The 25861-nt window shown below is 51.0% G+C and carries 22 protein-coding genes and 1 pseudogene; 11 read left to right on the forward strand and 12 right to left on the reverse strand.

Annotated elements, in window-relative coordinates:
* The first annotated feature begins 539 nt into the window (after positions 1 to 539).
* Positions 540 to 1627 (forward strand): IS3 family transposase gene (locus Q3Y66_RS17845; RefSeq protein WP_085942797.1). Its coding sequence is split into 2 segments (ribosomal slippage): positions 540 to 795 and positions 795 to 1627, totalling 1089 coding nucleotides; the frame shifts between segments, so codons are not numbered across the junction.
* On the opposite strand, the gene Q3Y66_RS17850 is transcribed toward Q3Y66_RS17845, so the two are convergent.
* From Q3Y66_RS17850 to Q3Y66_RS17890, 9 genes are all read right to left on the reverse strand, one after another.
* Entirely contained in the window at positions 1624 to 2595 is a 972-nt protein-coding gene (locus Q3Y66_RS17850) for an IS110 family transposase (protein WP_303319509.1), read from the reverse strand. The two genes, Q3Y66_RS17845 and Q3Y66_RS17850, sit on opposite strands and share 4 nt — an antisense overlap.
* A gap of 401 nt (positions 2596 to 2996) precedes the next feature.
* The gene (locus Q3Y66_RS17855) at positions 2997 to 3290 is read right to left on the reverse strand and encodes a hypothetical protein (RefSeq protein WP_050805291.1); all 294 of its coding nucleotides are present in this window, start codon (positions 3288 to 3290) and stop codon (positions 2997 to 2999) included.
* 509 nt (positions 3291 to 3799) lie between these two features.
* Entirely contained in the window at positions 3800 to 5515 is a 1716-nt protein-coding gene (locus Q3Y66_RS17860; protein WP_008957229.1) for an FAD-dependent oxidoreductase, read from the reverse strand.
* A 2-nt stretch (positions 5516 to 5517) separates the two neighbouring features.
* On the reverse strand, positions 5518 to 6288 hold the full coding sequence (locus Q3Y66_RS17865) for an SDR family NAD(P)-dependent oxidoreductase (RefSeq protein WP_008957228.1): 771 nt from the start codon (positions 6286 to 6288) through the stop codon (positions 5518 to 5520).
* Between the two features lie 10 nt (positions 6289 to 6298).
* Complete coding sequence (locus tag Q3Y66_RS17870) at positions 6299 to 7033, reverse strand: SDR family NAD(P)-dependent oxidoreductase (protein WP_008957227.1); 735 nt, start codon at positions 7031 to 7033, stop codon at positions 6299 to 6301.
* Between the two features lie 51 nt (positions 7034 to 7084).
* Positions 7085 to 8203: a C4-dicarboxylate TRAP transporter substrate-binding protein gene (locus tag Q3Y66_RS17875; protein ID WP_008957226.1), complete on the reverse strand. Its 1119-nt coding sequence runs from the start codon at positions 8201 to 8203 to the stop codon at positions 7085 to 7087.
* 68 nt (positions 8204 to 8271) lie between these two features.
* Positions 8272 to 9573 (reverse strand): TRAP transporter large permease, encoded by a 1302-nt coding sequence (locus Q3Y66_RS17880; RefSeq protein ID WP_008957225.1) that lies wholly within the window; start codon positions 9571 to 9573, stop codon positions 8272 to 8274.
* A 4-nt stretch (positions 9574 to 9577) separates the two neighbouring features.
* Positions 9578 to 10087 carry a TRAP transporter small permease subunit gene (locus Q3Y66_RS17885; RefSeq protein WP_008957224.1) on the reverse strand — a complete coding sequence of 170 codons (510 nt, stop codon included), beginning with the start codon at positions 10085 to 10087 and terminating at the stop codon, positions 9578 to 9580.
* The gene (locus Q3Y66_RS17890; RefSeq protein ID WP_202945533.1) at positions 10087 to 10845 is read right to left on the reverse strand and encodes an SDR family NAD(P)-dependent oxidoreductase; all 759 of its coding nucleotides are present in this window, start codon (positions 10843 to 10845) and stop codon (positions 10087 to 10089) included. Before Q3Y66_RS17890 ends, Q3Y66_RS17885 begins: the two co-directional genes overlap by 1 nt.
* 189 nt (positions 10846 to 11034) lie before the next feature.
* On the opposite strand from Q3Y66_RS17890, the gene Q3Y66_RS17895 reads away from it, so the two are divergent.
* The 3 genes from Q3Y66_RS17895 (at position 11035) to Q3Y66_RS17905 (ending at position 12947) form a co-directional block, all read left to right on the forward strand.
* Complete coding sequence (locus Q3Y66_RS17895; RefSeq protein WP_008957222.1) at positions 11035 to 11736, forward strand: GntR family transcriptional regulator; 702 nt, start codon at positions 11035 to 11037, stop codon at positions 11734 to 11736.
* A gap of 31 nt (positions 11737 to 11767) precedes the next feature.
* Complete coding sequence (locus tag Q3Y66_RS17900) at positions 11768 to 12385, forward strand: glutathione S-transferase family protein (protein ID WP_008957221.1); 618 nt, start codon at positions 11768 to 11770, stop codon at positions 12383 to 12385.
* 250 nt (positions 12386 to 12635) lie between these two features.
* Positions 12636 to 12947: an AAA family ATPase gene (locus Q3Y66_RS17905; RefSeq protein ID WP_008957220.1), complete on the forward strand. Its 312-nt coding sequence runs from the start codon at positions 12636 to 12638 to the stop codon at positions 12945 to 12947.
* Positions 12948 to 13104: 157 nt separating this feature from the next.
* Here the strand turns inward: Q3Y66_RS17905 and Q3Y66_RS17910 are convergent.
* Positions 13105 to 14116, reverse strand: a pseudogene (locus Q3Y66_RS17910) (IS630 family transposase).
* A 348-nt stretch (positions 14117 to 14464) separates the two neighbouring features.
* Positions 14465 to 16510, reverse strand: coding sequence for a phenylacetic acid degradation bifunctional protein PaaZ (paaZ, locus tag Q3Y66_RS17915; protein WP_008957216.1), 2046 nt, complete (start codon positions 16508 to 16510; stop codon positions 14465 to 14467).
* Between the two features lie 530 nt (positions 16511 to 17040).
* Between paaZ and Q3Y66_RS17920 the strand changes: the two genes are divergently transcribed.
* Positions 17041 to 17655 carry a phenylacetic acid degradation protein PaaY gene (locus Q3Y66_RS17920; RefSeq protein WP_035586507.1) on the forward strand — a complete coding sequence of 205 codons (615 nt, stop codon included), beginning with the start codon at positions 17041 to 17043 and terminating at the stop codon, positions 17653 to 17655.
* Between the two features lie 241 nt (positions 17656 to 17896).
* On the forward strand, positions 17897 to 18826 hold the full coding sequence (gene paaX / locus Q3Y66_RS17925) for a phenylacetic acid degradation operon negative regulatory protein PaaX (protein ID WP_008957214.1): 930 nt from the start codon (positions 17897 to 17899) through the stop codon (positions 18824 to 18826).
* 116 nt (positions 18827 to 18942) lie between these two features.
* On the opposite strand, the gene paaN is transcribed toward paaX, so the two are convergent.
* On the reverse strand, positions 18943 to 20619 hold the full coding sequence (paaN, locus tag Q3Y66_RS17930) for a phenylacetic acid degradation protein PaaN (RefSeq protein ID WP_008957213.1): 1677 nt from the start codon (positions 20617 to 20619) through the stop codon (positions 18943 to 18945).
* 366 nt (positions 20620 to 20985) lie between these two features.
* Here paaN and paaF point away from each other — a divergent pair, with 366 nt between their 5' ends.
* The 5 genes from paaF to pcaF are packed head-to-tail and all read left to right on the forward strand — an operon-like array spanning position 20986 to position 25778.
* Complete coding sequence (gene paaF / locus Q3Y66_RS17935; protein ID WP_008957212.1) at positions 20986 to 21759, forward strand: 2,3-dehydroadipyl-CoA hydratase PaaF; 774 nt, start codon at positions 20986 to 20988, stop codon at positions 21757 to 21759.
* A gap of 16 nt (positions 21760 to 21775) precedes the next feature.
* Entirely contained in the window at positions 21776 to 22567 is a 792-nt protein-coding gene (gene paaG / locus Q3Y66_RS17940; RefSeq protein WP_008957211.1) for a 2-(1,2-epoxy-1,2-dihydrophenyl)acetyl-CoA isomerase PaaG, read from the forward strand.
* 1 nt (position 22568) lies between these two features.
* Positions 22569 to 24116: a 3-hydroxyacyl-CoA dehydrogenase PaaH gene (paaH, locus tag Q3Y66_RS17945; protein WP_008957210.1), complete on the forward strand. Its 1548-nt coding sequence runs from the start codon at positions 22569 to 22571 to the stop codon at positions 24114 to 24116.
* A complete protein-coding gene (paaI, locus tag Q3Y66_RS17950) occupies positions 24109 to 24576 on the forward strand; it encodes a hydroxyphenylacetyl-CoA thioesterase PaaI (RefSeq protein ID WP_008957209.1) in 468 nt (155 codons plus the stop codon). Before paaH ends, paaI begins: the two co-directional genes overlap by 8 nt.
* Positions 24573 to 25778: a 3-oxoadipyl-CoA thiolase gene (gene pcaF, locus Q3Y66_RS17955; RefSeq protein ID WP_008957208.1), complete on the forward strand. Its 1206-nt coding sequence runs from the start codon at positions 24573 to 24575 to the stop codon at positions 25776 to 25778. Before paaI ends, pcaF begins: the two co-directional genes overlap by 4 nt.
* Positions 25779 to 25861: the final 83 nt, after the last annotated feature.

The following is a 25861-nucleotide window of genomic DNA, read 5'->3' on the forward strand; positions in this document are numbered from 1 at the left end:
CTTTTCAGGAGCGGCAACTCTTCTATAATAGCAAGATCTTGCGGCCTCTCTGATCCTGAATTCAAACATTAAGCACATATATGGTCTCCTCCCGGCTTGCAAGGCCTCAGGCTGAAGAAAGGGACAGGTTGGCTTTCATATATCCGGCCTGTTGTTGAAGCCTGAGGCTTCTGGCCTTGATGAGACATTCGCGCATACCGTCCTTATCAACACCTCGGCATTGGCTGCCGCTGCACTTATCAGGTTTTCAGTATGCCGGTCTGACCTGTTTTTCATCGTGCCTGTTGCCTTCGCAACCTAGACATTGAAGCGCTTTACTTCGCCTCGGCAAATTAAAATACGGGTATGTAAAGGATTTTTTATGCTGCGCTGGCTAGCCTCACGCAGTAATTTTCTCCGCGACTGATGATCACCCAAGCGATTCGAAGTAACTTGTTGGCCAAGGCGACGGTGGCCTTGTTAACACCCCGGTAATCCCCCCGAAAAATAATCGCGGTGATAAGTGGAATTTTGTACTCTGAACAGACAGGAGATTCCACATGCGAAAATCACGTTTTACCGACAGCCAGATCATGGCGATTCTGAAGCAAGCCGAATCTGGCGTGCCGGTTCCTGAACTTTGCCGCGAGCACGGTATGAGCAGTGCCACGTTTTATAAATGGCGTTCGAAGTATGGCGGTATGGACGCGTCCATGATGAAGCGCCTCAAGGACCTGGAAGACGAAAACCGTCGACTCAAGAAGATGTACGCCGAAGAGCGCTTGAAATCCGAGCTTCGCCAGGAGGCCCTTGAGGGAAAGTGGTAAAGCCATCTCAACGCCGAGAGATGGCAAAAAATGCAGTTGATGCCGATCGCTGCAGTGTACGGCTGGCCTGTGTGGCCTTTGGTATCAGTGAGACCTGTTATCGCTACCGGGCAAAGCTGAGCCATGAGAACGCGGTGATTGCCGACTGGCTGGTGCGTTTAACCCATAACCAGCGTAACTGGGGGTTTGGGCTGTGTTACCTGTATCTGCGCAACGTGAAGGGCTTCGGCTGGAACCATAAGCGCATCTACCGGATTTACCGGGAGCTGGAGCTTAACCTGCGGATCAAGCCCAAGAAGCGACTGGTGCGGAAAAAGCCGGAACCCTTGTCGGTACCGCAGGTTCTGAACGGCTGTTGGTCTATGGACTTCATGCACGACCAGTTGGCAGACGGCCGAACGTATCGATTGTTCAACGTGCTCGATGACTACAACCGGGAAGGTCTGATCATCGATGCAGACTTCTCGCTGCCGGCAGAGCGCGTAATACGCTCTCTCACGCAGTTGATCGAATGGCGCGGCAAGCCAAAAGCCATTCGCTGTGACAACGGCCCGGAATACATCAGCGGTAAGCTCGTTACCTGGGCAAGGCAGGAAGGCATTGAACTTCGATATATCCAGCCGGGGAATCCGCAGCAGAATGCTTATGTTGAACGCTACAACCGAACAGTCCGTTATGATTGGTTGAGCCATTATCTTTTCGACTCGATCGCTGAAGTACAGGATTTTGCCACACGCTGGCTCTGGACGTACAACCACGAGCGACCGAACATGGCATTGGGTGGGATAACACCGAAACAGAAGGTGGCCATGGCGGCCTAACCAACTCTACTTATCGCTTCGGTTATAAATGGGGGGATTACCCCCCGAGTAGCCACGAGACGATTGATCCACTGATGAAGAGGGTCGTCTTTTCCTGCCGCACACCTGACAGCAGCCCTGGCACCATGGATAACCAGACCTCGAACGTAAGGATCGCCCCGTTTCGTGATGCCCAGTAGTACATTGCGTCCGCCCGTACTGAACTGCTTAGGCACCAACCCCAAGGCGGCCGATGCATCCCGTCCGCGAACAAACTGCTTGCCATCACCCATCCAGCTTTTCACCGCTTTGCTGACAATGGGGCCAAATCCGGGGATTTTTAGTAACCGTTGGCAGACGGCGTCCTGCCGAGTGTCGTGCTTCAGTTGATCATTGTACCAAGCCAACTCCTCGTCTACCGCGACCAGTCGTGAATACTGGCGATGCAGCAAGGTTCGCATTCTCTCGGTCAAATCATTGCGCGTATCATCCAGGATACCGGGTAGTGCTTTTCTCAAGACGCCATTTCCTTGCTTCAGAACCAGGCCATATTCTGCGAGTAGCCCGCGAACATGGTTGATCAATCGCGTGCGCTCTGCCGACAGATGCCTGCGCATCTGCAAGAAGGTCTGTTCATCTTGATGCTCGATAGTCTTGATGGCCACTGGCCGGATGGCCCCATGTTGGCTGGCTTCGGCAATCGCCTGCGCATCGTTGTAATCGTTTTTCTGACCGCGTAGGTACCCTTTGACATGTTGAGCCGGTAGCAGCTGTACACGATGGCCGAAATGTTGAATCTCACGTGCCCAGTAGTGAGAGGATGCACAGGCTTCCATGGCCACCGTACACACGGGTTGCTGAGCCATGAAATTCAGAAGTTTGGCTCGAGTGAGTTTGGTTCTTCCTTCACGCTTGCCTTGCGGGCTGAGAGTCACCAGGTAGAAGCTGCTTTTGGCCAGGTCAATGCCGATTGTCCTATGCTTATTCATGGTCTTCTCCTGCTCATGCAGATAGTGGATGTCACCTCTATCTTGGCGCACTATGACGCCGGTTTGGAGTGGGAGGAGACCATCTCATCAGTACCTGCGGTCAAGCCTCTTGAGTATTCCCCCTGTAGCACCTGTGCCGATGTTCGATAGCCGCGACGCTTTCTAGGCCGGTCATTTAACTTATTGACCACTCGTCGCACCTCGGCATTCGCGATCTGTTGTAAGCCCGACCCTTCGGGGAATACTGTCGTATCAAGCGGTTCGTATTTTAGTTGGCGCCTCGTTTTCCCGAGCAGTAGCCATCACAGAAGTAAACTAACGCGCTAACGGCCTTGGCAACCTCCTCGTGACATGCAAACTCCGAACCGTTGTTCAGCGTGATGCTCTTCATCGCACCGAGGCTAGAGTAGCCGAATCATGGCCTTCTCGCTCAGTTCTGCTGTTATCTTTGGCAAACGCGCTGTCATTAAATAGCCACTGCGGCGCTCCACCAACGTAACTAAGCCCGACTGGTTATGCCCCTTAAGCAAAGTGTCGCCCTCCCGATGGCCGATAATGAGTCGATCATCGACTTCAGTGGGACGGTGCTCAATACCCACATGGTTGGGATCTTGCTCTTGGCATGAGCACGGTCTTGCTGCGCCGCTTAGGCTGGCGAAGGTACCGCCAGAGACCGCTTCCGCGCGCCTTGTCATTCCAATTCAAGGCGTAGATCCATTGGTAATTGACACCTATGCCGTTCAAAGGCGCCATGAAACCGCTAATCTGCTCAGGACTCCACCCCTCACTCAGTTTCTTAGCGACGATTTTGATCATGCTGGGTAGACCGCTTCGTCCACGTCCAGGCGGTACGTCGCCGGTTGTTGCTACGGTGCTGAGCCAGCTCAGGTTCATAACCGTCAGCGGTCGTGTTACGACACAGTTCGCGGATAATCGTACTGTTATGAATTCCAAGGTCTCTGGCGACCTGTCACTGCTCATTCCTACCCCAATATAAGAGTGAATCTGGTATCGTTGGGTCTGAGTCAGCTATCGGTATCCCATGCTCTGCTTCACTTTGGTCGGTAAAGCAGGGGGGGGTACCGGCGCGGCCCTTCTGCTTCTACCGAGTGGCTCAAAGTGCTGCAGTTATTCTATGAACCCAGGCATACAAGCAATTAAATTAGAACAATAATCACATAGGCAACACCGCAACAACATTAATTTAAACAGCCTCTTCTTTGTAATTTTCTGAGGCTCTTTTAGCTTCAGAAGCATCACGGCCTACAATATAGCCAAATGCCAATGCGGGCCCCAGGGTAATGCCAGCACCTGGGTAAGAGCCTGCCATAATAGAGTTCATATCATTACCACAGGCGTAAAGCCCAGGGATAACTTTATTTTCTTTATCCAGAACCCGTCCTTTTTCGTCGGTTGCAAGACCCATGGAAGTCCCGATATCCCCTGGATATATCTTGATAGCATAAAACGGTGCTTGCTCAAGAGGTTTCAGGCAAGGGTTAGGCTCATGCTCAGCATCGCCCAAATAGGTTTGATAGTCTGTAGAGCCCTTTCCGAATTCTTGGTCAGTCCCTGTGCAAGCATCTAAGTTGAAACGCTTAACAGTCTCAATTAAGTTATCTGAAGGCATGCTTAGCACCTCAGCCAATTCCTCGAGCGATGTTCCCCTCTTCAAGTAACCGGTGCGTAATTGATTCTTGAAAGGGGAAGGGAATGGCCGGACTGGGCCCAAACCATATCTTCTCAATGTCTGATGATCACACACCAGCCAAGCTTCATGAACCTCTTCTTCAATCATGCCAGTCACGAAGTCATGGTAAGACACCGCTTCATTAACAAAGCGTCTACCATCCAAATTCACAGCAATAACACCCGGTTTGGCTCGATCGAGAAACAAATGGGGAAATGGTCGTTCACCGTGCTGACTGGGAATTAGTGATACTGGCGCCCAGAATCCGGCATGTTTATTAGTCTTGACGAAGTGAGCTCCAATGGCTTCAGCGGCTTCAATTGCAGTCCCTATCGCCGGCTTGGGTGACATTGAGTAATGCTTAGAGCCAGCCTGGACATGTGGCATAACACTCTTACTTAAATCACCATTTCCAGGAAATCCTCCAGTGGCAAGCACTACGCCATGCTTGGCGAGAATCTCTCGTCCATCATTGGTATGAAAGCCCACAACTTTATCGGCTTCGACCTTGAGAGAAGCCAGCGCCACTTCGGTGAATATCGGGATTTCTTTTTCTATCGCTGAATAGGCCAGTCGCCCTGCAATCGCCTGACCCAACGTAAGCCGGGTGCCACGTGAATAGAGTAATCGGTCCCGAGCATGTCTAAGGAGAAGGCGGAACGCATGCCACGCCGATGCTGGCTTCCTCGTAATGTTCATGAAGTGACCAATGTCAAACCGGTTAAGCATCATGCCACCGAAAATAGTAAAATCTTCAATTGGAGGCTTAAGGCGATTGAATTGCTTCTTTAAGAGGCGCCCATCAAAAGTCTGCGCATCTAATACTCTACCGCCAAGCGAAGCTCCAGGTTGGTCTGAATGATAATCAGGAGAAAAAGTCCTGTGTTCGAATTTTAGGTAAGTATTCTCCTCCATGAAACCCACCATTTCAGGGCCCGCCTCCAGAAAGGCCCTTACCAAACTAGGATTCAGCAGTTCGCCGGTCTCATTAGCAATATAGTTATAGGCCTCGTCTCGATTATCAGTCATTCCAGCTGCACGCATTTTGGGGTTATCCGGTATCCATATCGCCCCTCCAGATACAGCCGTCGAACCACCAAAGTAAGAATCCTTCTCGAAAACAGCAACTTTCATACCTCCGAAGTGAGCGACTAGAGCTGCAGTCATACCAGCTGCTCCAGAACCGATCACTACTAAATCATATTCGCTGTCTGGAAAGTCATTGCACATGCTCACAGCTCCTCCTCCGGCCTTGGGTATCGACCCATCCCCCAGCCTCCATCAACCCGTAAAATCTCACCATTTATGAAACTGGCATCTTCGCTGGCCAAGAATACTATGGCACGCGCAACCTCATCGGATTGACCGACACGACGAAGAGGCGACTGCTCAACAAAAATTTGCTTGCGCCAGCGTTCCGTACGAATACGCTCCGCTGTCAGAGGAGTCTCGATGAGGCCGGGAGCGACAGCATTGACACGAATGCCACTGGGTCCATAATCGGTTGCCATCTGCCTAGTCAATGACGCAACGGCCCCCTTGGAGGAAGAGTAGGCAGAACTAGAAGTTGCGCCTACTTCCGCATAGATGGAAGCCACATTGACGATGGCACCATGTGACTGTTTTTTCATTTCGGTGATAGCTAAACGACTCAATCTGAAAAGCGATACAATATTAATTTCAAGAAAATTTCTGAGCGATTCATCCGATGTACTGAGAACACTATCCCCGCCTCCCATCCCTGCATTATTGACGAGGATCGACAGCTCACCACCAATGACATGCAGGGCCTCAGCAACCTTGATTTCTAAGTCAGTATCCGTCAAATCGGACTCTAGGGTGTAGATCTTGTCAGCGGAGGAATTTCTCAAAAGCATCAATCCATTTTCGTCACGATCAATTGCAATAACGCTCATTCCTTTATCCGCTAAGAATGATGCTGTCGATTTTCCAATGCCAGATGCTGCTCCGGTGACGATGGCAACTTTATTTTTACTGCTCATTTAAGGTTCCTCATATATTCGTAACGCCGCCAAGAGAACGACCACCATCTACTAACATTACTTGTCCAGTTATGAATCTGGCTTCGTGTGAGGATAGGAAATTCACTGCTCCCGCAATGTCATCCGCAGATCCCAGCTGTCCCATTGGCTGCATGCTCCTCAAGGCATCAAGATCAGTATCCGATCTAGATTTGAGCATATCGGTCTCTATTACTCCTGGGGCTACGGCATTTACTGTTATACTTTTGTTCGCCAATTCAAGAGCCAAAGACCGAGTAAATCCTACGACAGCCGCCTTCGATGATGAATAATGTATATATTCTTTAGCGCCCAACATTGCGCGAGAGGCAATATTAATTATTGATCCACCCTCAGGCATTCTAAATGAAGCCTTTTGAGCCATATCAAACATGGCGACTAGATTAACCTCATACATGGACCTGAAGTCGTTAACCGTCAGTTCAGCAAACTTTTTTACATTAAAAGTCCCCGCATTATTGATAAGGCAGTCCACTTGCGGGATAGAGTTAAAAAATTTCTCTACTGCAATACCATCTGTTATGTCAAGAGCATAGGATTTGCCTTCTCCGCCTGCCTCTTTAATAAGCTGAGCTGTTTCATTTGCTTGATCTTCGTTTAGATCTACAGCGATGACATTGTAGCCTGACCGTGATAGCCGCAATGAAATAGCTCGCCCAATACCGGCGCCACCACCTGTAACCACAGCTGTACCTGGCTTAGACATGCACTCCTCCAATAGTTAAACAGAGGGCCGGCTGATGCCGGCCCTACTTAATCAATAACCGAAACTAGCCAGATCAACCTCATCATAGATCTCAGCACGGATGAGCTGGGCGATAGCATCCGGATCTGTACGGTCGACAGTATCTAGACGCACACTCCATTCTTCCTGCTTGGCGATGAATTCGTCTATGAGAGAAGATGGATCCTCTATTCCTCTTCCTTCCATAGCCATTTGTGGGAGCGTTTCAATAAACGATTTCTGGAACTCAGCAAGTGCCTCAGTGAGGTCTTCATTAGGCGAAAGAATTTCAAGGCCTCGCTCGCGAGAGCCGTCGAGTGCCGCGTCCACATCGGCAGCATAGGTAACCTGGGTGCGAGCAACCCCAGATGCTAAATGATCAAGAAGGATATTTTTTTGTTCTTCATTTAACCCCTGCCAGAATGAAGGATTCATGACATAAGTTGCCCCCATTACCACACCCATAGGTAACGTGGTGACACTTTCAGCAACTTCCCAGAGTTTGTTTCCCTTATCCAGATTAGTAGGATCTGAAAGAGTACAGTCGATAGACCCGCGACTTAAGCCTGAATAGACATCCCCAATCGGAACAGATACCGGTACGCCCCCGAGGCTATTCACCCAATCAGTCTGTGCTCCACCGGCTGTGCGGATTTTCTTTCCCTGTGCATCATTCAGACTGCGGATCGGATCCATACAGATGAAATTATAGACCGGTGTAGAATAGCCCCCTACGAAAATCCCCCCGTTCTCATGCCACTCCTCCCTAACCAACTCATTGTTTATCCCTATGTCCGTATAGGCAATAGCGGCAGCCAAGGCATCACTGGATGTAAAAACCAAATCATTCAGTACATTATTGATAGGTAGCTCGGATGGCGTATAGCCGGGATAAACAACACCTAGCTGCGCCACTCCATCCCTAATACCTTGCATGGTTGTCTTGGCAGGGACCAGAGAGCTACTGGAATATACTTCGAAGGACATTTCACCATTAGTGCTCTCCGATATCTCTTCAGCAAGCTTTTGATATGGCTGTTCATTAAGGATATGAACGGGAGACATCCAATTAGTAGCTATATATGAATTCGCCATTGCTGGAAAGGCTACTACACCAGCCAGTGCGACAGCAGAACAAGTGAGTTTTTTCATTATTATCTCCTGAGTTTACCTGATTAAAACTGCGTTGAATTATACTTATTGTTGCATTACCACATCACTCAACCTGCGATTCCTGGCAACCAAAGCGTTAACACAGGAAAAGCAACCAGTAGAGTTATAGTAAAGGCGTCTGCCAGAATGAACCATGAGACGCCAGAAAAGATAGTTCCCAAAGGTATAGTGTTGCCGAGACTCGATCTAATAACATATACATTCATCCCCACAGGGGGTGTAATAAGCCCAGTTTCCAGTAGCTTGATTGCTAACACACCGAACCAAATCAGATTAATATCCATCCCCGTCAAGAGAGGGGCAAGAACAGGCACTGTCAAAAGAATGATGGATATGCTTTCTAAAAAGCATCCAAGAACTATATAGAGGAGGCAAATTAATATTATCACCCATATAGTATCAAACTCAGCAAGTTGTAATGTTACCCAACTTGGTAAAGTTGACAGCGCAATAAAGCTGGAGAAAAGTGCTGCCGACATGACTATGATAAATATAGTCGCGGTTCCAACTGCCGTATCGATTAAAGCAATCTTCAGAGTATTAGCAGTAAGCGTACGTCGGAATAGCGCTATCACACAGGCCAAGAAAGCACCTATGGCTCCAGCTTCAGTCGCTGTGAAAATCCCGGTAAAAATTCCGCCAAGCACACCTAAAATCAGTACCGGCAGTGGCCAAATATCCCTCACCAACTCCAGTTTCTGCCCCAAAGTGGTTTTCTCATCAACCTTTGGCGCTAAGCTGGGATTCAGAATGCATCGTATAGTGATCATAGCGACGAAAACGAGCGCTGAAAGTATGCCTGGGACAACCGCCGCCAAAAATAGCGTGCTAATGGAAACATCCATCGTCAGCCCATAAACAATTAACAGCACACTGGGAGGAATCAAGGAACCCAGCGTCCCTGCCGCTGCGACTGATCCTGCAGCCAAGGAAGGAGCATAACCAGCTTTCAACATCTCAGGAATAGCGATTCGCGAGAAAGCCGCTGCCGTTGCTACGCTCGAACCACTGGCAGATGCAAACATCGCACTTGAGGCAACACTAGCCGTGGCAAGCCCCCCAGGGATACGATTCAAAAAGACCCTTGCGGCGCTAAACAGGCCACTGCTCAATCCAGCAGAAGATGCGATGTAGCCCATAAGTAGAAACATGGGCACAGCTGAAAGATTCCAATTACCTATGAGGTCATAAGGAATGGCCTTACTGATGCCTATGGCTGGCATGATTCCCATCATGAAATAGATGCCAGCGAATGACGCTACTCCCATTGCAACACTAACCGGGACTCGAATGCCGATCATGATCAACGTTGCTACTATTCCCAAAATACCTATTTCGAGGCGATCCATTTTATTATCCTTTAGTTTCGGAGTCTTCGACAGGTTGGTAGTTACCTCGAGAAATTTCTATTAAACGAATAAGCATTATTAAGCAAGCAAGCGCCAAACCTAGCGGCAATATAAACTTGGTAGGCCAGATAACAACGCGCCACGTCCCTTCTACAACTTCACCAATCTTCCAAGCATGGATAGCGGGTCCTAAGGAGAGCCACGCCAAGCCGCCATAAAATAATGAAGAAAGAGTGGTTGAGACAATAAAAAGTAGCTTCTTAGTCATAGACGGAAATAGGTCATATAAAATTTCTACGACAATAGAGCCTTCGTTAATCTCGACCCAGGCTAAAGGAAGAAATACTGCCGCTACCATGTAATAGCTGGCGACCACTTCAGCAGTGCCTGGTATAGGACTATTAAACAAATACTTGCCTATAACATCTGCCGTGACATGGAGCATCATCAGGCCAAGCGCGAGCGCTGCTACCACAGCAAGTGCATAACTGATATGCTTCGTCAGCTTAATCATTACTGCATCCTATAGCCGCCGTTGACATCTATGACACTGCCCGTTGTATAAGCACTGTCGTTACCTGCAAGAAAAGATACAGCCCCTGCTACGTCTCCGGGTGTGCCGATACGCCCTTGCGGAATGGTTTTTTCCACTTTGCTATCTGCGGAAGGATCAAGAGAAAGACGTAACATCGGAGCGTCAATCAGACCGGGGGCTACCGCATTCACTAACACACCAAGCTCAGCTCCCTCTCGAGCCCCTGCCTTGACCAATCCAAGCACGGCACTCTTGCTAGCAATATAGGCTGCACTTGAACGGTACCCCCCCAACTGCGCAGCCACAGAAGAGAAGGCGATGAATCTAGCACCATCTATTCGCTGGTTAACCCTTAAACGCAAGTAGGCTCGCAACAAGAAGAAAGTCCCACTGCTATTTACCTCCTGCGTCATTTGCCATTCTTCATTCGAAATTTGTGTAATAGGCCGTCTCTGTCCTTCATCGTCGAGTATCAGAATCCCAGCCGCTGCTACTAGGACCCGGATCGGACCATGCTGCTCTTCAATATTTTTCAGAATTGATGCGATACCACTATCATCCCTGACATCCAGTCTATATCCCGCGTGCCCCATGCCAGGCAGCCGAGTTGCCAATTCTAAGGCCGCAACTTCAGACAGGTCGGTTACCACTACCCGGTACCCGTCCCTTGCCAGCCGCTCACATACTGCTTTGCCAATACCACCACTGGCGCCTGTAACGAGAGCTAAATCAGTCACTAGCTTTTCCTTCATCAGATGTCTTTCGTATAGATTGGATAAATTTGTCACCATACGTCAAGATAATTCCGCTAGATTTGACCAAAAGTAGTATCATTGGATAAATTATTTTTTATTGGGGTTGAAAGCGCAGTCGGCTTAGACCATGATTCGCTCTGATAACATCAGAAGTTAATGGAGGCATCGGTGATGCGGGAGAATGGAGCGACTGTCGCCGATGTGGCCAAGTTTGCGCTTAGAGAAATGATTCTGACAGGCGATCTTTGCCCAGGCGATCGGGTACATCAAGATCATCTCTCGAGCCTACTTGGCCTATCAAGAACGCCCGTGCGATCGGCATTGGCAAGTCTTGCTCAAGATGGCCTACTCGACTACGAGTCCAATCGAGGGTATCGAGTCAAGCAGATTTCTATAGGTAATATCAGAGGAGTATTCGAAATACGCTCGACCCTAGAGGCGCTGGCATGCCGTCTCGCTGCCAGGACCGGTATAGCTGCTAGCGTTCTGGATAGGCTTGATGATCTAGTAGAAACTGGTGATAGGCTACTAGCCTCAGGTGAACTCTTGCCCGATGCTCTTCCCGAATATAGAAAGATGAATGTCGAGTTTCATGAAACGATTATGGAATCTGCTCGCAATCCACTTTTAAAAGACTTTGTGGATAGGTCTCATAATGTACCTTTAGTTTCTGACAGAGTGATTCTGTGGGACGATTTCGAAATAATCTATCGCTCCCACAACGACCACCGCCGTATAGCCAAAGCACTCCGACTTGGTGATGGTGATCGGGCCGCCGCTTTAATGCATGAACATGTCTACTTCGCAGGAGAGCTACTTGTCGGACGCTTACAAGAGGACCCTAACCTGCTACAAGACCAAAATCATAACTAGCCCATAGCGAAAAGGATAAAAGGAAATAAATATGAAATTAAAAATTTTTTACTCCTCCGCCTCCCCTTTTGTTAGAAAAGTACTTGTCTCTGCTCATGAAAAAAATGTTTTTGATCAGATCGAAAAACTTCCATCCAAAGCCTGGCCAGTCAAACGGGATCCCAATATTGTTAAAGAAAATCCTTCTGGCAAGGTGCCGACAGCTTTGCTAGATGATGATACTCCACTTTTTGATAGTCGAGTGATATGTGCTTACATAGATACTCTATCGAATTCCTGGTCATTATATCCCGAAAATCTCAAGGACAGATTCTCTGTTATGACATTAGAAGCCTTGGCAGACTCGATTCTCGATGCAGCTCTGCTGTGTCGTTATGAATCTGTGCTAAGACCTCAGGAATATTACTGGGCTCTATGGCACGATAGCCAGATGGAGAAGATCGACAGCGGCCTGGATGATCTTGAAAACCGTTGGCTCAAGTTACTGAAGGGGCCGGCCTCTGTCGGCAGTATTGCGACAGCATGTACTCTTGCCTATCTCGATTTCCGCTTTCCTCAAAAGGATTGGCGAAGTGACCACGACCTACTCGCCAGCTGGTTTGCTGATTTCTCGAAGCGGCCCTCCATGCAAGCTACTCAACCGGAATGAGGTTCGTGACCTGTGTCAGGCCTAACCATGATCATTAAAAACAAAGGCCAAGAGTTAGAAGCCCCCCCTGATCACTAATAGGTTTGTTTAATGCTGGTGTGTAAACCATACCAGCATTCGCCGAAGCTCCAAGGCTGAAAGGATGGTGGAGTGACCCTAGCTATGGACGCCCCTGGTTTCGTAATGTCATTATCGTCGGCTTTGTTCGTATCGATGGACGCCCGGTTCTGTTTACGGTAGCCACTGCGACATGCTAGTTGATGTGACTGCAAACCAGCTCCATCATGGTTTGCTTCGCCAAGTGCACTCCATAGCCAACCAGCGGGGGCTGACCTACAATTACGACAAGCTAATTTTGGATAACTTGTTCAACCCAGAGCTTGCCCGAGAACTCCGAGAGGGATTGAAGAACTTATACAGCGTGTTCAAAGACGTTGACTCGCATCTTCATTTCGTCCTGCTCACTGGTATTTCCAAGTTTAGTAAGGTCAGTTTATTTTCGGGATTGCACAATCTGAACAACATCACACTGGACGCGCCCTTTTCCGCTATTTGTGACTAATCCAGCATCAGCGAGGTACGTATTAACTACTCAGGCTTGATCAAATCGCCAAAGTAGTCACCCCCTTTCGCACCATTGTAGTGATATTAGCCTTGGAATTTTAGAGGTAACTTAGCCAATTCAAATGCCTCTCAGGCCAAATTGGTTTGTTAAGTGGTTATGCAAAAGTTATTGAGTAATCAGTGCCGTAACCATTGCATACTTTTTTGACCGCTTCACAAAGCTTATCGAACGAACTGTAGGCTGTTAATGGTAGCTACCGGTATTTGATTTCGCGCCAAAGGATTTCGATCAGGTTCAGCTCCGGCGAATACGGCGACAAATAGACTAGGTGAATGCGATGTGCCATCCAATCAATAAGTTTGCGCTGGAATGCCTGGGAACGGTGCATTCTGGCATTATCCAGTATCACGACGGCGAATGCGTCAGGGTCTTTATGTGCCGCAAACTGATCAAAGGCTTCTATAACGGTCTCAGTGCTGAGTCGGTGGTCATGTGGTGAAAAAATTCACCTTTTCTGATGAGAAAGCCCAGTACATTCAGCCGTTGGCTGTGTGGGTAGGCAGTTACTTCCCAGGGCTTGGCTATCGGACTCCATGCATAAGGAAGTGACGATGATTGCGAGAAACCGGCTTCATCAAAGAAATAGAGATCGCACTCACCACCATCTTCCCACTCCTTCAACACATTGATCATCTCTTGCGTATGGTGGAAATCTGTTTCGTCACGCTGTGCCCTCAATGAGCGGCGTATCCGCTTACAGCTATAGCCTTTTTTTTAACGCGCGCCGCAACGTGTCCTGGCTGACGACGTTACCTGTCTGCTCCTGAAACTTGGCATGGAGGACAGGCAATTGATGGGGATACTCTTCAACCAGTTGTTCTAACACAGCAAGATCAGCTCTCGCTGAGAAGGTACGGGCGTCCTTCGCGAGGCTTGTCTTGAAGACCTTCAATACCGTCTGCTTCCCATTGGGATAACCAAGTCGATACCGTATCGCGCCTAACCCCAATAATATCGCGAATCTGGTTAATCGTATGGCCCTTGTGATTGAGCAGAATGGCGTGAGCCCGACGACGTAGTGCTCTCTTTTCGCCGTACTGGTAGGCTTCATTTAAGATACGTTGCTGGTCAGGTGTTAAAGAAACGAAACGTAAGCGCCGAGACATGGTTCTGTATTTTACTCTGATTGATCTTTGTTATTTATACGCGATAATTTATGCAGAATCACTTAATAAGGGCCAAAGAAAATGGCGTACTGGTAATAGCCCACAGGGTAATGGGCCGCAGTAGCTTTACTCTCGGCTATAAAAAAGACTTAGGACTTCAAAGCTTCGCGGCACGTTAAACTTAAACGCTGGCCCAACCAAATAATGTTAAGCTAAGGTAGTGAATGCTCGGTTATTTCTATATAGGCACTTAAAGCTTAGTTCATTTATCTTGTTCGCGGCGTTTTTATTCTTGCAATATTTTCACCCTGTGTTTTCAACACAGAGTGAAAATAGAGTCGCTTAAACTTAATCAGGCTTTTTAGCAACAAGTGTTAAAATGTCGTAACTCGCAACCAGTTCGTCGTGCTGGTTCTGAACCTGGACATCCCAGACCACTACTCCCTGAGGGTGTCCGTCCGGTGATGTACGCCCTTGATCAATCTTGCGCTTGCAGCTCAAGCGGGCTCGAATGGTGTCACCTGGTGCAACTGGCTCAATAAAGCGCAGAGTATCCAGGCCGTAGTTCGCCAGTACCGGCCCTTCACCTGGATAAACGAATAGGCCAGCTGCAGCAGAAAGCACAAAATAGCCATGGGCAATGCGCTTACCGAATTGAGATTCCCGCGCTGCAATTTCGTCAAAGTGCATATAGAAGTGATCGCCGGACAGGCAGCCGAAATTGACGATGTCTGCCTCTGTGACTGTGCGACGGTGAGTCAGCAAAGACTCGTTGATCTGTAAATCTTCAAAGTGGCGACGGAACGGATGCACTTCGGTTTCGATCAAGTCGGCTCCACGTACATACTCCCGAGTCACCGCTGCAAGCATGGATGGGGTTCCCTGGATAGCGGTTCTCTGAAGATAGTGATGAACCGCACGGATACCGCCTAGCTCTTCACCGCCACCAGCGCGACCGGGGCCACCATGCTTGAGCATGGGCAGGGGCGACCCGTGGCCGGTGGATTCTTTTGCAGCTTCTGCGTTAAGTAGGTGCAAGCGTCCGTGGAAGGCAGCCAACAGGGGCACAATTTTCCCAGCAATAGCTGTATCACGGGTAGTTAAAGTGGTAACCAGTGAGCCGCGGCCCTTGGCACACAGCGAGACCGCGTCTTCGATAGTGTCATAGGGAATAACCGTTGCCACTGGACCGAAGGCTTCGATGTCGTGGGCGCCACAACCATTTTCCGGGTTCCGACACAGTAGCAAATGCGGCTCAATGAAGGCGCCTTTATCGGTGCCTTCGCCGGTCGGTTTGAAGCTGCTGTCACCGCCGATAACCAGTTCGCTAGTTTTCAGCAGCTCCTGAATATTGGCTTTGACGTCCTCAAGCTGGTCAGTGGAGGCTAAAGCTCCCATGCGAATGCCTTCAACGGAAGGATCACCCACTGTGACTTTAGAGAGCCTTTCTTTAAGTTTATCGCAGACAGCTTGCACCTGGCTCTTTGGCACCAGCACACGGCGGATCGCGGTACATTTCTGGCCAGCCTTGGCAGTCATCTCACGGCTCACTTCCTTCACGAAGATATCGAATTCCTCGTGCTCAGGGGTCACGTCTGGCGCCAGAATGGCACTGTTCAGCGAGTCGGCTTCGGCGTTGAAAGGAATCGAACGATTAATAATGTTCGGATGGTTGCGCAACTTGCGTGCCGTCGCAGCGGAACCTGTGAAGGTCACCACATCCTGCTCTTCAAGGTGATCAAACAAGTCGCCTGTGCTGCCGATAATCAGTTGCAGACTACCTTCAGGCAATGCGCCAGATTCCTGCATCAAGCGAACGGCAAGTTCGGTGACGTAACAGGTTGAGGTAGCTGGCTTCACAATGGAGGGCATGCCCGCCAAAAAGGTGGGAGCGAATTTCTCTAGCATTCCCCACACTGGAAAATTATAGGCGTCGATGTGAACGGCCACACCACCGCGGGGAACGAGGATATGGGTGCCGGCAAAGTGATTGTTCTTGCCTAGAGGTGTTACTGGGCCTTCGTGCACTACGTTACCGGAAGGCAGTTCGCGCCGTCCCATGCTCGCGTAGGAAAACATGGTGCCAAAACCGCCATCAATATCAATGCCATTATCGGCCTTACTTGAACCGGTATGCATCGACAGAGCATACAGTTCCTTCTTATGTTCCTGCAGGTACATGGCCATAGCTTTCAGAGCCAGAGCGCGCTCTTGGAAATCCATGGCCATCAAATTCTTGCCGCCGACCTTACGGCCATACTCAATGGTATTCTTAAAATCGAGAATGTCGTCGTGAGTATGTGCCACGATTTCGCCATTTATGGCGCTGGGTAGGGCCTTTGCGGGTACTTCTCCGACCCACTGGTCGGCAATGAAACTTTTCAGGACTGGCATAGGAAACTCCATTCGTTCATCTGTGGCCTCCAGTGGCGGCCCTGAAGGTTGAATAGGCTCATCTAATCTAAGCCCTAGCTTAGTGATACAAAAGAATAAATCAATAAATAAAAAACGTATCTCTTTATACTTTAGAATAATTTCTAGACACGCCGCCAATTGTTCTGATCAAGCAGTGATGGTGGACTAGACCCCGCTCCGCCTATACGTAGGCATTATTCGATGAGTAGCACAACCTTGCTGGTGGAGAGATAAATTTCTATCGAGACATTTTACTAATCAAGCTGTGCGAAAAAAGAATTGACATAGGGGGCAGCTTGATATTACGTAACACCTTGCTACTCAATATATAAAATTATAGACAAAACTGTATCGTATTTTCTGACTTAATATCTGCCCACAGCATTATCGTGACTAGGTGTGGTATTGAGATTTTTAATGGCCATATGAACCAGGTCAGCACGGCTGGGGACATTTCGCCGCCAGCCTATAAACTATGACACGCTGAAACTTACCAAAGGAGATTTATCGTGCCCTGTTATCGTCTTGAGGGGGTAACCCCAGTCGTTCATCCTAGTGCTTATGTGCACCCCACCGCCGTACTGATTGGCGATGTCATCGTAGGCCCTAATTGTTATGTAGGACCTGGAGCAGTAATGCGCGGCGACTTTGGTCAACTCGTATTGGAAGATGGAGCAAATCTCCAGGATACCTGTGTGATGCACGGCTTCCCTGGATTCGTTACACGAGTCGCACGCGACGGCCATATCGGACACGGCGCTGTACTGCACGGTTGCGTGGTGGAGCGTGATGCCATGGTAGGCATGAATGCGGTGGTAATGGATGGCGCCGTTATCAGCGAACGCTCTATCGTCGCGGCTGCGGCTTTTGTCAAGACGGGCTTCGAATGCCCGCCTCAATCTTTGATATTAGGATCACCGGCCAAAGTCAAGCGAGCGCTCACGGATGAAGAAGTAGCTTGGAAGCAGCAAGCCACCCGGGAGTATCAGCGCCTGACAAACCGCTGCCGTGAACGAATGGAACCTTGCGAGCCACTTAGTGAACTGGACGCTAACCGCCCGCACCTTGATGCTGGCAACACAGCCCCCAAGGGAACGGTAAAAAGCAGCGAAGAAAGCCCATAATCCTGCAGTACATTGATAAGATTAAGAGAGACTCGCTGATAGGCGATGTGGCCAACTATTTTAATAGCTCCCGTCTACTGTGTTGAGCCGCCAAGATTATACTCGCATTGTGCTGCTTTCTCTCACGGAGGAGCAGTGCGATACTAATGTCAGCCTGATATATCTACTTTTGGTAGCATATCTACATAAATCATTAAATACTTTAATGATAGAGAATTGCCGCACGGGAACTCAATACCACATGTCGTTTTCTTCTGATTGCGTTACGAAACTTGTTAATGACTTCCAGGCGCGCCGTCCTATACGCGCAGGCTCACTTATTATTACCGTATACGGGGACGCAATTGTTCCGCGTGGGGGGGCAGTCTGGCTAGGTAGTCTGTATCAATTGCTAGCCCCCATTGGTATCAATGAACGCTTGGTGAGAACGTCAGTTTATCGTCTAACACAAGATACGTGGCTGCAAGGTGAGAAGGTAGGACGGCGGAGTTACTATAGCCTTAGTAATGCAGGCCAGCGTCGGTTTGAGCAAGCATTCAAGCGTGTTTATCATGGCCAACAAGCTCAGTGGACAGGTAAATGGACGTTAGCCATGCTGACGCAGCTGGAACCTGAACTACGTCAAAAAGTACGTGACGAGTTAGAATGGCTTGGCTTTGGCAGTTTTGCTACAGGTATTCTTGCGCACCCTACGCTTAGCTGCAATGACACTACGGCAGTATTACAAGATATGGGAGCTTCTGAAGATACCATTATTATGCAAACAGAATCTTCAAACCCTATGGTGATAAAGCCACTAAGGCTACAAGTAAAAGAGAGCTGGAATCTTGATGAGCTGGCGAAGAGCTACAAATTATTTTTAGAGAAATTTCGACCCTTATGGCAAGCTCTGGCAAACGATGGCGATTTACTAAGTGAAGAAGAGTGCTTTATAGCGCGAGTACTTTTAATTCATGAGTATCGAAAAGTACAACTTCGAGACCCTCAACTTCCAGACGAGCTTTTACCTGCTGCTTGGGAAGGCCGAAATGCCTATCAGTTATCGCGAAATATCTATCGTGCAATTCATCAACGCGCCGAGCGTTGGCTTGATAAGCACCTAGAAACCGCAGAGGGCCCTCTTCCAGCACCCAACACTCGGTTTTATCAGCGCTTCGGCGGGTTAGCGTAAAAAAGCGCATGGCAGCCCATTTATCGGTAACGTGTAGAATTCTGTGTCACTTCGCCTCCTCTTGGAAAGACAAGGTGACACAGGACATTGAACACCTTTATTAAGACCGGTTATTCTCAGTCGGGTTGGGCATGGCGACGGCTTTGCACTACTAAGAAGCGACTGGAGGCAAAGGCTTGGTTGCATAATGAGGCATTGGCCGCAGGGTTACCGCCTGTTGCGTGAAAGTCACTAAAAGCAGCCGACTGATTAACGAATATCCCCCCATCCAAATTCAGCGAGAGCGGGGTTGCCACCTCGATAGCAAGTTGCTCGAACTGATCGACCACTGCTTCATCGGTCGCGTAGGCTCCGAGCGTTATCGCGCCTTTTTCCCGGATCACATCACTTGCCAGCTCAATACTGTGCGCGGTGTTTTCTGTCGCGATAATAAAACTTATCGGGCCGAAACGCTCTTCACTATAGGCAGCCTTCTGTGCTGCATCCACCTTAAGAATAAGTGGCGTGTGTATGCGGGCCTGTGGGAACTGAGTGTGCTCTCGTGGCTCGCTATCTAGCACTATTTCGCCCAAGCCACGGCATTCATCTATTCGTGCTTGCGTCTCCATCGAGTGGAGGGCTCCCAGCACCGTGCAGGCTCGGTCGTTGTCACTCAGAAACGCTTGGACGGCTTTCGCAAGCGCTGCCGCCACGTCGTCAAAGCCCAAATGGCCATCCGATGTTTCAATACCGCTCTTAGGTACGTAAATGGCCTGAGGGGTCGTGCACATCTGCCCGGAATAAAGACTCAACGAGAAAGCAAGATTCGCCGTGACCGATTTAAGACTATCCACGCTGTCGATAATGATCGTGTTGATCCCAGCTTTCTCGGCGAACACCTGAGCCTGTTTAGCATTCTGTATTAGCCAGTCACCAAAGACATTGGAGCCGGTGAAATCGATCAGTTTAACCGCAGGATCAAGCGCCAACTCCTTGGTAAGTGGCGCATCGGCCGTGTCGGGTACTAAACTCACCAAGCTGGGGTCAAAGCCTGCCTCCTCTATCACTTCCTGGGCAACCCGGGTGGTCATCGCTACGGGCAGAATAGCACCTGGGTGCGGCTTAAGAATGACGGGGTTGCCAGTGACCAAACTGGCAAACAACCCAGGATAAGTGTTCCAAGTGGGAAAAGTGGAGCAAGCTACTACCAATGAGATACCCCGTGGCACAATGTGAAAACGCTTATCCATTACTAATGGGTCATGCTTACCCTGGGGCTTGACCCATTGCGCGCTAGCAGGAATCTGCGTCATTGCCTGCCAGGCATATGCCACGGCTTCAAGACCTCGATCCTGGGCATGAGGACCACCCGCCTGAAACGCCATCATCGGGCCCTGGCCGCTGGTATGCATCACTGCCTGAGCAATCTCCGGACTCATGGCGTTAAGACGCGCCAAGATTTCCAGGCATACTCCCACTCGCGCTTCTACTCCGGCATCCCGCCAATCTCGCATTGCCACTTGCATGGCCGCTATCGTCGCTTTGGTGTCTGGCTGATCATAAGTAATGCCGAGCTCAAAACCATAAGGTGACACCTCACCTCCTACTTGCTGGGAGTTACCAACCCCATTAAGCGTAAATGGCTGATTGAGCAGTGAATCGAATTTGGTCGGCGCCGCTTTAACTTCATCCTCGGGATATTTCCGCATGCTTTCTGGATAGGGCGTCCAAAAACTACGGCTAGAGATGGCATCGACAGCTTGGTCAAGGATCTCACGATGTAGGTCAAACATTTGCTGCGCTGATTGCGTCATGGGGCGCTCCTGAACTCACTTATTTTTTGATACGCTATATCATCAAAGATTATCTTTCCCGTAACAAAACATCAAACCCTTTCCCTGGCATCGTTTGCTTAAGAATCAATGAACCAACACTAATTTCCTTACATAAGCTGGCTAAAAATCACTTTATTAGCCACATACTCACTTTTCATACCATGGTCTAATGCTTATCATCTACTTGCCAAAAACTCACATAACATGTTGTTAACAAATAAAAAATAACAAAAACCACCACTAAGCGACACATTAACGTCAATAAAACAATATTGATGTGTATCAAAATAAATCTATACTCGACAGATATTCATCCTGTGCGCCACAGGCCGAACTGAGGTAAAGATGCCCACTACTCTAAAAATAACCCCTCCCCAGGAAGGCGTTTTATGCATCACGCTGAATCGCCCAGAAGCACTGAATGCGCTTAATACGAAGCTTCTCGGCGAGCTTGCCGATACCTTGAGCGCTGCTGATAGTGACGACAAGGTTCGCGCTGTGGTGATTACTGGCAGTACGAAAGCGTTCGCTGCCGGTGCCGATATTAACGAAATGGCTGAACGCGATTTGGTCGGTATGTTGGAAGATCCTCGGCAGCATCACTGGGCCACTATCACGCAATTTCGCAAACCGATTATTGCTGCTGTCAACGGCTATGCCTTAGGCGGTGGCTGCGAACTGGCCATGCATGCCGATATCATTATTGCGGGAGAAAACGCCCTGTTTGGCCAGCCGGAAATCAACCTAGGCATCATGCCTGGCGCTGGCGGCACCCAACGCCTGCTGCGGGCGGTGGGTAAATCACTCGCCACTCAGATGGTGCTTACCGGCGAGCCGATTTCCGCTCGCCGCGCGCTCGAAGCTGGCCTGATTAGCGAGATTACCCAGCCCGAATTAACGCTAGAGCGCGCAATGGCTATTGCAACACGCATTGCCTCCAAGGCTCCGCTGGCAGTGCGCTTGGCACGGGAATCGTTACACAAGGCGATGGATACCGACCTGGCCACCGGCCTGCGCTTTGAACGACATGCGTTCACCTTGCTGGCGGGCACCGCCGACCGCGAAGAGGGCATTCGCGCCTTCCAAGAAAAACGACCTGCCACTTTTCAAGGGCATTGACACAAGGATATTACCCATGAGCCAAGCGCCCCTGCTTTACAGCGTAGAAGACGGCGTCGCCTGTATTACACTGAATCGCCCCGACAGCCTGAACAGCTTCAATACCGAGATGCACTCCGAGATGCGCAAGGCGCTTAAAGCCGTGCGCCAGGACTCTAGCGTTCGCGCTCTGCTGCTGACTGGCAGCGGCAGAGGATTCTGCGCCGGACAGGATCTTTCCGATCGTAGCGTGGTGCCCGGCGAACAAGCCCCCGACCTAGGCGAGTCATTGGAGAAACGCTACAACCCCATGCTGCGCGCCCTCAAAGACATGCCGTTTCCAACCATTTGCGCAGTCAATGGCGTGGCCGCAGGCGCCGGTGCCAACATCGCCCTGGCCTGTGACATCGTTTTGGCGGCGCGTTCGGCTAGCTTCATTCAAGCCTTCTGTAAGATCGGCTTGATCCCAGACTCCGGTGGCACCTGGACATTGCCTAACTTAGTTGGCATGGCGCGTGCCAAGGGCTTGGCGATGCTCGGCGACAAGCTTCCCGCTGAAACCGCCGAACAGTGGGGCATGATCTGGCGCTGCGTCGACGATGAGTCGCTTCAAGAAGAAGCCATGTCCATGGCTCGCCACTTGGCAACTCAACCGACGCGTGGTTTGGCACTCATCAAACGCGCTCTGCATGCCAGCAGCGATAACAGCTTCAATGAGCAGCTCGACCTGGAACGCGACCTGCAGCGCCTTGCTGGGCGCTCCGAGGACTACCGCGAAGGCGTAAGCGCTTTCATGGAGAAACGTCGCCCCACCTTCAAGGGAGAATGAGATGTCAGCTCTTCCCACGAGCGCCGTCATTGGCGTGATCGGCGCTGGCGCCATGGGTGCCGGTATCGCTCAGGTAGCCGCCCAGGCTGGCCACTCGGTGATTCTGCATGACAATCAACCGGGCGCGGCAATTGCTGGTATTGACAATATTCGCCGCCAGCTGGAACGGCGCGTAGCCAAGGGCAAGATGACCCAGGACGATGTGGATAGCATCATCGATCGCCTGCAGCCAGCCGACGCTATCAATGCCTTGGCCGACAGCCGCCTGATTATTGAGGCTATCGTCGAGAACCTCGACATCAAGCGCCAAGTATTCGCCCAGCTAGAAGCACTGTGCTCGACTGATACTTTATTCGCCAGTAACACCTCGTCCCTGTCGATTACTTCTATTGCCGCGAACCTAGAACACCCCGAGCGCATGGCGGGGCTGCATTTCTTTAACCCCGCGCCGGTAATGAAGCTGGTGGAAGTGGTGTCTGGCCTAGCGACTACCGCTGAGGTTGGCGAAACTCTTTACGCCACCGCCAACGCTTGGGGCAAGGTCGTGGTCCATGCCAGCTCCACTCCTGGGTTCATCGTCAACCGCGTGGCACGGCCTTTCTATGCTGAAGGGTTACGCCTGTTGCAAGAAGGTGCCAGCGATGCCGCCACCCTGGATGCGCTGCTACGTGAGGCAGGTGGGTTTCGCATGGGGCCTTTCGAACTGATGGATCTGATCGGTCACGACGTTAACTATGCGGTGACCCGCTCGGTGTTCGACGCCTACTACGGTGACACCCGTTTCGAACCTTCTCTGGTGCAGCACGCTCTGGTCGAAGCCGGACACCTCGGGCGCAAGTCTGGTCAAGGCTTCTTCGATTATCGCGAAGAACAGCGCGAAGGCGCCATCAAGCCTCGGCCCAACATCGCGCCACCAGCGCAAGTTGAATTACCGCCGTTGGTGGTACAGGGCGACCCTGGGGTGATCGCTCCGCTACTGGAACGTGCCCAGGAAACCGGACTTGATGTCGTTCGCCGAGAGTCACTGCAGCAGGACGGCACGACCCGCCTGCGCCTAGGTGACTTGGTTCTCGCCCTCAGCGACGGGCGTTGCGCTGCCGAACGCGCGGTCAACGAAGGGCTCGAAGCGCTAGTGCTGTTCGACTTGTGCTTTGACTACCGCAGCGCCAGTATCATCGCGCTCTCTGCCAGCCACGCCACCTCGTCCGAGGCCCGCCAAATGGCCACCGCCTTCTTCCAGCGTCTGGGAATGGACGCCGTCTGGCTGACCGATACGCCGGGGCTGGTGGTATTGCGCACCGTGGCCATGCTCGCCAACGAAGCCGCCGATGCCGTATTACAGGGTGTCTGCAGTGCCCAGGATGGCGACCTGGCCATGCAGGCCGGAGTTAACTACCCCCGCGGCCCCTTGGCCTGGGCGGACTCGCTGGGCCTGCCCTTCGTACACCGTACCCTCACGCACCTGCAGCAAAGCTACGGCGAGGAGCGCTATCGTGCTTCCTTTCTGCTGCGTCGCAAAGCCCTGAGCGAGGAAAGCTTTCATGAGTGATTCCCCACTGTCCCCGCAACAACTGGCGGAAGCCTGTGCCGAGGCGATGTTTTCCCGCGACCATGCCAGCCAAGGGTTGGGCATGCGTATTACTCGCATGGCACCCGGCTTCGCTGAACTGAGCATGACCGTGCGTCAGGATATGGTGCAGGGGCACGGCAACTGCCATGGTGGTTTTCTTTTTACCTTTGCTGACTCCGCCTTTGCATTTGCCTGCAACAGTTATGACGAAGCCACGGTGGCCGCCGGATGCAGTATCGACTATCTCGGCCCCGGCCAACTGGGCGACGAACTCACCGCTACTGCCGAAGAGCGCAGCCGCCGCGGGCGTACCGGCATTTACGACATCACAATACGCAACCAGCATGGCGATACCATCGCCTTGTTCCGTGGACGTTCCTACAAAATTCGCGGCAGCGTACGCCGCCTAGAAGAGACTGCTGCTGGAGATAACGCATGAAAGACGCCTTGATAATTGATGCCATTCGAACCCCAGTCGGTCGCTACGGCGGCGCGCTGTCGAGCATACGCGCCGACGATCTGGGCGCCGTTCCCATGCGTACCCTGATGGAGCGCAACCCTAGCGTCGACTGGTCAATGATTGACGATATCTTTTACGGCTGTGCCAATCAGGCCGGGGAAGACAACCGTAACGTGGCACGCATGTCCGCCTTGCTCGCTGGGCTTCCAGTCGACGTACCCGGTAGCACCATCAACCGCCTCTGCGGCTCTGGCATGGATGCGATAGGCAATGCCGCCCGCGCCCTCAAAACTGGCGAAGCAGGGCTGATGATCGCTGGCGGCGTGGAGTCAATGTCTCGCGCCCCCTTCGTCATGGGCAAGGCCGAGCAAGCCTTTTCACGTCAGGCCGATATCTTCGACACAACTATTGGTTGGCGCTTCATTAATCGTGCCATGAAGGCCCAGTTCGGCGTCGACTCTATGCCCGAAACCGCTGAGAACGTAGCCGAACAGTTTAGTATTTCCCGAGAAGACCAAGACGCCTTCGCACTACGCAGCCAGCAACGCACCGCCGCCGCCATGGAAGCCGGTCGCCTGGCCGAGGAAATCATTCCGATCGAAATCCCCCGGCGCAAGCAGGATCCGCTAGTAGTGGACAGCGATGAACACCCGCGCGCCTCCACCACCGCTGAGCAACTCGCCAAGCTGCCCACCCCCTTCCGTGAGGGCGGCAGTGTCACGGCAGGTAATGCTTCGGGCGTCAACGATGGGGCCTGTGCACTGCTGATGGCTTCCCCCGAGCAAACCGAACGCTTTGGCCTCAAGGCCCGTGCTCGCGTAGTAGGCATGGCCACTGCCGGGGTTGAACCCCGCATCATGGGATTTGGGCCGTCACCGGCCACCCGTAAGGTACTTGCTCAAACCGGGCTTACGCTCGGCCAGATGGATGTTATTGAACTCAATGAAGCCTTTGCCGCTCAGGCCTTGGCGGTAATGCGCGACCTGGGCCTTGACGATGATGCCGAACACGTCAACCCCAACGGGGGTGCCATCGCCTTGGGCCATCCACTGGGCATGAGTGGCGCTCGACTGGTCACCACTGCCTTGCATGAACTTGAACGTCGGCAAGGGCGCTTTGCGCTATGCACCATGTGCATCGGCGTCGGCCAGGGCATTGCCCTGATCATCGAGCGCTTGTAAGCCTGTTACTCGTGCCATTTTACTCAAGCCATGGTTCATATTTCCTAACTGTTCCAGGAGCCATGGCCACCCTAGCTCAATCA

The sequence above is a fragment of the Halomonas sp. HAL1 genome (assembly GCF_030544485.1).
GTDB classification, from domain to species: Bacteria; Pseudomonadota; Gammaproteobacteria; order Pseudomonadales; family Halomonadaceae; genus Vreelandella; species Vreelandella arctica.

Coding starts and splice junctions, on each gene's coding strand:
- paaI (WP_008957209.1), top strand. CDS start 24,109: ATGAGTGATTCCCCACTGTCCCCGCAACAACTGGCGGAAGCCTGTGCC.
- paaZ (WP_008957216.1), bottom strand. CDS start 16,510: ATGCCAGTCCTGAAAAGTTTCATTGCCGACCAGTGGGTCGGAGAAGTA.
- paaN (WP_008957213.1), bottom strand. CDS start 20,619: ATGACGCAATCAGCGCAGCAAATGTTTGACCTACATCGTGAGATCCTT.
- Q3Y66_RS17860 (WP_008957229.1), bottom strand. CDS start 5,515: ATGTGCAATGACTTTCCAGACAGCGAATATGATTTAGTAGTGATCGGT.
- Q3Y66_RS17880 (WP_008957225.1), bottom strand. CDS start 9,573: ATGGATCGCCTCGAAATAGGTATTTTGGGAATAGTAGCAACGTTGATC.
- paaH (WP_008957210.1), top strand. CDS start 22,569: ATGTCAGCTCTTCCCACGAGCGCCGTCATTGGCGTGATCGGCGCTGGC.
- Q3Y66_RS17865 (WP_008957228.1), bottom strand. CDS start 6,288: ATGAGCAGTAAAAATAAAGTTGCCATCGTCACCGGAGCAGCATCTGGC.
- Q3Y66_RS17900 (WP_008957221.1), top strand. CDS start 11,768: ATGAAATTAAAAATTTTTTACTCCTCCGCCTCCCCTTTTGTTAGAAAA.
- Q3Y66_RS17855 (WP_050805291.1), bottom strand. CDS start 3,290: ATGACAAGGCGCGCGGAAGCGGTCTCTGGCGGTACCTTCGCCAGCCTA.
- Q3Y66_RS17895 (WP_008957222.1), top strand. CDS start 11,035: ATGCGGGAGAATGGAGCGACTGTCGCCGATGTGGCCAAGTTTGCGCTT.
- paaF (WP_008957212.1), top strand. CDS start 20,986: ATGCCCACTACTCTAAAAATAACCCCTCCCCAGGAAGGCGTTTTATGC.
- paaG (WP_008957211.1), top strand. CDS start 21,776: ATGAGCCAAGCGCCCCTGCTTTACAGCGTAGAAGACGGCGTCGCCTGT.
- pcaF (WP_008957208.1), top strand. CDS start 24,573: ATGAAAGACGCCTTGATAATTGATGCCATTCGAACCCCAGTCGGTCGC.
- Q3Y66_RS17875 (WP_008957226.1), bottom strand. CDS start 8,203: ATGAAAAAACTCACTTGTTCTGCTGTCGCACTGGCTGGTGTAGTAGCC.
- Q3Y66_RS17850 (WP_303319509.1), bottom strand. CDS start 2,595: ATGAATAAGCATAGGACAATCGGCATTGACCTGGCCAAAAGCAGCTTC.
- Q3Y66_RS17870 (WP_008957227.1), bottom strand. CDS start 7,033: ATGTCTAAGCCAGGTACAGCTGTGGTTACAGGTGGTGGCGCCGGTATT.
- Q3Y66_RS17905 (WP_008957220.1), top strand. CDS start 12,636: ATGCTAGTTGATGTGACTGCAAACCAGCTCCATCATGGTTTGCTTCGC.
- Q3Y66_RS17885 (WP_008957224.1), bottom strand. CDS start 10,087: ATGATTAAGCTGACGAAGCATATCAGTTATGCACTTGCTGTGGTAGCA.
- paaX (WP_008957214.1), top strand. CDS start 17,897: ATGTCGTTTTCTTCTGATTGCGTTACGAAACTTGTTAATGACTTCCAG.